Genomic DNA, 7479 nt, shown 5'->3' on the forward strand with positions numbered 1-7479 from the left:
TATTCAGTCCAGGACTGAAAATTCTTATTAATAGTTCCACCGTAATGAGAAGCCCAGCGTCAGAGGATCGGCATGGAATCCTGCTGGTTTTGCCAGGGGAACCCCGGCGAAAAATTCATAGTTTGTCCGCCACTGCCTGCCCCGCAGGCCAGCTATGCTACCAACCAGCGTATTTCCGCCAGCGTAATCCTGGCTGCTTTTTCCCAACGTCTGGCCAATATCGAGCCCCAGATAAGGCTGCCAGGATTTCCCAGGTTGTAACCAGGTAAGATCGTTACGCCAGTACCAGCCCTGATTTTCCTGCAGACTGTAACGACCGTCGAAGCCGCGCACGGTCCAGCGGTTGCCAATGGCAACGTTGTCTATTGAAGAGATATGGTCTGGGGTAAGCTGCAGATTAAAATGAGGGGCAAAGTTAACTATCTCATCCAGTACGCTGAACGTCGTTGATGCCTGCACGTCCAGTATGACGATCCTTCCTTCGCGATCCGCCGCGCCATGCTTTTGCTCCTGAATGGCGCTGCTGCCAAACCAGGGCATCTTTTTCTGATAGCTCAGACTGGCATCAACAACGGTATGCGTAAAATAGTGCTGATGCTCCAGGATGGCTTTCCACCCGGCGCTTTTTTTCTGCATGATGCCGATTGCAGTATCATTATAAAAGTGGTCAGACCCATTATTGAAGACTTGTAATCCAAAGGTCGATTTCTGTTGTTGCGTGTGAGAAAGAAGCCGGTTTAACTGTACGCTGTAGTAATGGCTTTTATTATTCAGCATCCAGTCTGACCAGTTTCCCTCAACGTACTGCTGGTAATGAGCGTGGCTGGCGTAGAGATCTAACCCCCAGTAGCCCCAGGGAACGGAATAGCCAATAGATTTGTTACTGCTTCCCCTTTTATCATTGCTGAAGTCAATGTTTCGGCTAAAGGAAAAATATAACGTATCGCTGAGTGACGTGAGATTATTCAGGTAAAATGCCGCTCCACCCTGATAACGCCCGGCAGATACGTTTCCCGCATCGTTTGCCCACGCGCTTACCTGCCAGTATTTATCTTGCTGGCGATCGATATAAATATCGCTTTCGTTTTTATTCTTACCCGGTACGACGTTAATTTTTGCACTGGAACCTGCAACACGCTGTAAATTGAAAACACCCTGTTCAAGATCGCTCAGGTTGATAATATCACCTTCCCGGTAAGGAAGCGTGGTTGTCAGATTAATATAGCTGCCGTTACTTTTATTAAGCAGAATCTTTCCCACTTTACCATAGTCAATATCGAAATTTAGTTCACCCTTATTCAGGTCTTGATCCGGCAGGTTAAGTCGCGTAGTGACGTAACCCATACGAATTATTTCGTTCTGCAACGCGAGGGCCAATATGCCTATTCCTTTTTCTCCAAGACATTTTCCCTGGGCCTGGTCGGAAAAACTGCGTAATTTTTGTTGAATATGCGTTTGGACGTTCTTCGTAAATGAAACCTTATCGATTTTGAAACAGCGTGCTTCCTGTGGAAAAACGATGCTAATTTTTTTAGCCTCCTTTTTCTTCGATGATATTTCCTTTTCTTCTGGTTTTAATTGCTCGCGAAGCACTTTCTCCTGAGCCATCTGGTTTGTTATCTGGCTATTCAGTTTTATATCTGCATTGGTGGGCCGTGTTTTTCCCTCTTCTGCCAACGTTCCTGTAGAAAGGAATAGAACCGTTAAAAAAGCACCAGGGAGGATAAAGCGTCTGATGGTGGAATTTTTGTCCATAAAATGAGTTCGACTCGCTGACGTCCATGTTTAGCGCAGAATGGTAGGCTCCCTGACCGTATTTAAACAATAGTAATAATTCCAGATATTCTTTTATTGATTTTTTGAATCTGAGGTCGTTTTAATAAAAACGCTGGAAGGAATTAAGATAAAATAAATTTTTTCAGTGCGGCACTATTAATGTGATAGCGATCTTATTCAGGTTTATGGCGTTTTAGATCCGCCAGAGAAAGTGGGGAAGGTGAGAAAAAGGGGGAGGGGCAGCAGGCTCTTGTGAAGAAAGGCCTGCTGGCCTTCAGGCATCGGGAAGGGGTGATTCCTGCGCCGGTGCGATCTGCGCTAGTATTCCCAGGTATCGGGGTCGACGCCCATCTCACGCATTATGGCTTTGGCTTCTTCCGGAATTTCATCGCTGCGTTCTTTGCGCAAATCGACATCATCCGGCAAAGGCTGGCCGGTAAAAGCGTGCAGAAAAGCCTCGCACAGCAGTTCGCTGTTGGTGGCATGACGCAAGTTGTTGACCTGACGACGCGTGCGCTCATCAGTCAAAATCTTTAATACTTTCAACGGAATGGATACCGTAATTTTTTTAACCTGTTCGCTTTTCTTGCCGTGCTCAGCGTACGGGCTGATATATTCGCCGTTCCATTCAGCCATGGGTTACCTTAGTCATCATTAAAATTGAAAATACCCTTGTTCCTGAACGTCATCGCCCGTGACTTTTGGGTATATACAGGAATTCGGCTAATTATGCCCGAAGTTGGCCGTCATCACACCGTGACGAAACCATTTTCTGTCGGCTATAGCGACATAATCTTAACGGTTATTGTCGGATTGCTCAATCTATACGCAAAGACATTTAGATGTCCAGATGTATTGACGTCTATCGCCGCCCTGTTATGCTAGTGGCTCTTCTTTATTCACCAGTCAGGAATTTATGCACCATGACGCGTAAACAGGCAACCATCGCAGTACGCAGCGGTTTGAATGATGACGAGCAATATGGCTGCGTTGTCCCGCCGATCCACCTTTCCAGCACTTATAATTTTACCGACTTCAATGAGCCGCGCGCCCATGACTACTCTCGCCGTGGAAACCCTACGCGAGATGTGGTGCAGCGTGCGCTGGCGGAATTAGAGGGCGGCGCGGGCGCGGTGATGACCAATACCGGTATGTCGGCCATTCATCTGGTGTGTACGGTGTTCCTGAAGCCGGGAGATTTGCTGGTAGCGCCGCATGACTGCTACGGCGGCAGCTATCGCCTGTTTGACAGCCTGAGCAAACGCGGGGCGTATCGTGTGAAGTTTGTCGATCAGGGCGATGAGGCCGCGCTGGCCGCTGCGCTGGCGGAGAAACCCAGTCTGGTGCTGGTAGAAAGCCCAAGCAACCCTCTGCTGCGCGTGGTCGACATTGCGGCTATCTGTAAAGCCGCGACTGAAGCTGGCGCTATCAGCGTGGTGGATAACACTTTCCTCAGCCCGGCGTTGCAAAACCCGCTGGCGCTTGGCGCCGATTTGGTCCTGCATTCCTGCACTAAATATCTGAATGGTCACTCTGACGTGGTGGCGGGCGCGGTGATTGCTAAAGATCCTGCTTTAGTCACGGAACTGGCATGGTGGGCGAATAATATAGGCGTCACCGGCAGCGCGTTTGACAGCTATTTGCTGCTGCGCGGTATGCGTACGCTGGCCCCGCGTATGGCGGCTGCGCAGCGTAATGCCCTGGCCATTGTTGATTACCTTAAGCAACAACCGCTGGTGAAAAAGTTGTATCATCCTTCCCTGCCGGAAAATGCGGGACACCAGTTCGCGGTTCGTCAGCAAAAAGGGTTTGGCGCCATGCTCAGCTTCGAGCTGGATGGCGATGAGCAGACGCTGCGTCGTTTCCTTAAGGCGCTGGAACTGTTCACCCTTGCGGAATCGCTGGGCGGCGTGGAGAGCCTGATCTCTCATACCGCGACAATGACCCACGCCGGCATGTCGGCAGAAGCGAGGGCAGCGGCGGGGATCTCTGAAACCCTGCTGCGAATTTCTGTAGGAATTGAAGATCACCAGGATTTAATCGCCGATCTGGATAATGCATTCCAGGTAGCGGCCGAGAGGTAAGCATGAGTCAGTCAGCAGTGGCAGCAGGTACGCGGCAGTTACATAAATTTGGCGGCAGCAGCCTTGCTGACGCCAAATGTTACCAGCGGGTAGCCGGAATTATGGCGGAATACAGCCAGCCCGGCGATGTGATGGTGGTCTCCGCGGCGGGGAGCACGACTAACCAGTTGATCAGCTGGCTCAAGCTGAGCCAGAGCGACAGGTTATCGGCTCACCAGGTGCAGCAGGCGCTGCGCCGTTACCATACCGGGTTGATTACCGACCTGCTGCCAGCCGAGCGGGCCGACGCGCTGATCTCTGCCTTTATCCACGACCTGGAAACACTGGCTGCGTTACTGGATGGCAAAATTACCGAAGCGGTGTATGCCGAAGTAGTGGGGCACGGTGAAATCTGGTCTGCCCGGCTGATGGCCGCCGTGCTGTGTCTGCAGGATATTGAAGCCAGCTGGCTGGACGCGCGTGATTTTCTGTGTGCCGAGCGCGCTGCTCAGCCACAGGTGGACGAAGGAAAATCCTGGCCGCTGTTGCAGCAGCTTATGGCCCAGCACCCTAACCGCCGACTGGTGGTGACCGGGTTTATCTGCCGTAACGACGCAGGCGAAACGGTGCTGCTTGGCCGTAACGGTAGCGACTATTCCGCCACGCAAATTGGCGCGCTCGCTGGCGTGTCTCGCGTTACCATCTGGAGCGATGTGGCGGGTGTTTATAGCGCCGATCCGCGTAAAGTGAAGGATGCCTGTCTGCTGCCGCTGCTGCGTCTGGATGAAGCCAGCGAGCTGGCCCGTCTGGCGGCCCCGGTGCTGCATACCCGCACGCTGCAACCCGTTTCCGGCAGCGATATCGATCTGCAACTCCGCTGTAGCTATCAGCCTGAGCAAGGGTCGACCCGCATTGAGCGCGTGCTGGCTTCCGGCACCGGCGCACGGATTGTCACCAGTCATGATGACGTTTGCCTGATTGAGTTTCAGGTTCCGCCTCAGCATGATTTCGCCGCGTTGCACAAAGAGATCGATCATCTGCTAAAGCGCGCCCAGCTGCGTCCTTTAGCCACCGGCGTGCACCCTGACCGCAATCTCCTCCAGCTTTGCTATACCTCTGAAGTGGTCAGCAGTGCCTTAAGCCTGCTGCAGGACGCGGGGATACCCGGTCGTTTGCAACTGCGGGAAGGGATGGCGCTGGTGGCGATGGTAGGCGCTGGCGTTTGCCGTAATCCTCTCCACAGCCACCGGTTCTGGCAGCAGATGAAGGATCAGCCGGTTGAATTCATCTGGCAGTCCGAGGATGGCATCAGCCTGGTGGCGGTGCTGCGCGTCGGGCCGACGGAACATTTGATTCGTGGGTTGCATCACTCCCTGTTCCGCGCGGAAAAACGCATCGGTTTAATGTTGTTTGGCAAAGGCAACATTGGCTCACGCTGGCTGGAGCTGTTCGGACGTGAACAGGAGACGCTGTCAGCCCGAACCGGTTTTGAATACCTGCTCGCTGGTGTGGTGGACAGCCGCCGCAGCCTGCTGAGCTATGACGGGCTGGATGCCAGCAGAGCGATGGCCTTTTTCGAAGAGGAAGCGATAGAACAGGATGAGGAGTCGCTTTTTCTGTGGATGCGCGCTCATCCCTTTGATGACCTCGTGGTGCTGGACGTAACGGCCAGCGACTCGCTGGCCGGGCAGTATCTGGATTTTGCCAGCCATGGGTTTCATGTCGTCAGCGCGAACAAGGTTGCGGGGGCGTCCAGCAGCGATCGCTATCGCCAGATCCGCGACGCCTTTGCCAAAACCGGGCGCCACTGGCTTTACAATGCCACCGTTGGGGCAGGGCTGCCCGTCAACTATACGGTGCGCGATCTGCGTGAAAGCGGCGACAGTATTTTGTCTATCAGCGGTATTTTCTCCGGTACGCTTTCCTGGCTGTTCCTTCAGTATGACGGCACGGTGCCGTTTACCGAGCTGGTTGACCAGGCATGGCAGCAGGGGCTGACGGAGCCGGATCCGCGGGTGGATCTCTCCGGCCTGGACGTTATGCGGAAGCTGGTCATCCTGGCGCGTGAAGCGGGCTATGATATTGAACCGGATCAGGTTCGCGTTGAGTCGCTGGTGCCGAAAAGCTGTGAAGAGGAGTCGGTCGATCATTTCTTCGAGAACGGCGATGCCCTTAACGAACAGATGCAGCAGCGCTTTGAGGCCGCTCAGGAAATGGGGCTGGTGCTGCGCTATGTCGCCCGCTTTGATGCGAATGGCAAGGCGCGCGTTGGCGTGGAAGCGGTGCGTAATGACCATCCGCTGGCCTCGTTATTGCCGTGCGATAACGTTTTTGCCATTGAAAGCCGCTGGTATCGTGATAACCCGCTGGTGATCCGTGGGCCAGGAGCCGGGCGCGATGTGACGGCTGGGGCGATCCAGTCGGATCTGAACAGGCTGGCGCAGCTGCTGTAGTTTATCCTTTTCGGGCCAGCGTCCGCTGGCCCGCTGATGCATCCCAGCCGTTTTCGTTATCATGAAATTTATTCAACTTCGCTGAGAATTTGTCACGCATGTTGACCAATTATCAGTTGACGAAATAACCAAATTCCGTCATTTTGAATGTCTGGACGTCTAAACGTATGGATGTTCAACGGCAGGCGTCATTTACAGAGCGATCGATGAGGTAAGCAGGTATGAGTTTTTTCCACGCCAATCAGCGCGAAGCGCTGAACCAGAGCCTGGCCGAACTGAACGGGCAAATTAACGTCTCTTTCGAATTTTTTCCGCCGCGTACCAGTGAAATGGAACAGACTTTGTGGAGCTCTATCGATCGTCTCAGCAGCCTGAAACCGAAGTTCGTCTCCGTCACCTACGGCGCCAACTCCGGCGAGCGTGACCGCACGCACAGTATTATCAAAGGCATTAAAGATCGTACCGGGTTGGAAGCCGCTCCGCACCTGACCTGCATTGACGCGACTCGCGACGAACTGCGCACTATCGCCCAGGATTACTGGAACAACGGCATTCGTCACATCGTTGCTCTGCGCGGCGATTTGCCGCCGGGCGGCGGTAAGCCAGAGATGTACGGCGCCGACCTGGTGGGCCTGCTGAAAGAGGTCGGGGATTTCGATATCTCCGTGGCGGCTTACCCGGAAGTCCACCCTGAAGCTAAGAGCGCGCAGGCGGACCTGATTAACCTTAAGCGTAAAATTGATGCCGGTGCCAACCGTGCGATTACCCAGTTCTTCTTTGACGTCGAGAGCTACCTTCGTTTCCGCGATCGCTGCGTGGCCGCTGGCATCGACGTGGAAATCGTGCCGGGTATTCTTCCTGTCTCCAACTTTAAGCAGCTGCAGCGCTTTGCCACAATGACTAACGTTCGCGTGCCGGGCTGGATGACCAGCATGTTTGAAGGGCTGGATGACGATCCTGAGACCCGCAAAATGGTGGGCGCCAACGTGGCGATGGACATGGTGAAAATCCTCAGCCGCGAAGGCGTGAAGGATTTCCATTTCTACACGCTGAACCGCGCCGAAATGAGTTACGCTATCTGCCACACTCTGGGGGTTCGACCTGGCGTTGCCGCAGTTTGAAACGAATAAAGTGAAAAAGACGCCTACTGGCGTCTTTTTTTATGGGTTTGACCCGTCCTAAATAGC

Annotated in this window: 5 protein-coding genes; 3 read left to right on the forward strand and 2 right to left on the reverse strand. The window is 53.5% G+C overall.

Annotated features, from left to right (window positions below; genetic code table 11):
• Positions 1–27: 27 nt before the first annotated feature.
• Both NG99_RS03910 and metJ read right to left on the reverse strand, forming a co-directional pair.
• Positions 28–1755 carry a ShlB/FhaC/HecB family hemolysin secretion/activation protein gene (locus NG99_RS03910; protein ID WP_052130543.1) on the reverse strand — a complete coding sequence of 576 codons (1728 nt, stop codon included), beginning with the start codon at positions 1753–1755 and terminating at the stop codon, positions 28–30.
• A 339-nt stretch (positions 1756–2094) separates the two neighbouring features.
• Positions 2095–2412: a met regulon transcriptional regulator MetJ gene (gene metJ / locus NG99_RS03915; RefSeq protein ID WP_013200201.1), complete on the reverse strand. Its 318-nt coding sequence runs from the start codon at positions 2410–2412 to the stop codon at positions 2095–2097.
• A 287-nt stretch (positions 2413–2699) separates the two neighbouring features.
• Between metJ and metB the strand changes: the two genes are divergently transcribed.
• The 3 genes from metB to metF all read left to right on the forward strand — a co-directional run bounded on the left by metB (position 2700) and on the right by metF (position 7413).
• On the forward strand, positions 2700–3860 hold the full coding sequence (gene metB, locus NG99_RS03920; protein ID WP_034888606.1) for a cystathionine gamma-synthase: 1161 nt from the start codon (positions 2700–2702) through the stop codon (positions 3858–3860).
• Positions 3861–3862: 2 nt separating this feature from the next.
• Positions 3863–6292, forward strand: a complete 2430-nt coding sequence (locus tag NG99_RS03925; RefSeq protein WP_034888608.1) for a bifunctional aspartate kinase/homoserine dehydrogenase II — start codon at positions 3863–3865, stop codon at positions 6290–6292.
• Positions 6293–6513: 221 nt separating this feature from the next.
• On the forward strand, positions 6514–7413 hold the full coding sequence (metF, locus tag NG99_RS03930; RefSeq protein WP_034888610.1) for a methylenetetrahydrofolate reductase: 900 nt from the start codon (positions 6514–6516) through the stop codon (positions 7411–7413).
• The last annotated feature ends 66 nt before the right edge of the window (positions 7414–7479 follow it).

This window comes from Erwinia typographi (assembly GCF_000773975.1).
In the GTDB taxonomy this organism is placed as follows: Bacteria; Pseudomonadota; Gammaproteobacteria; order Enterobacterales; family Enterobacteriaceae; genus Erwinia; species Erwinia typographi.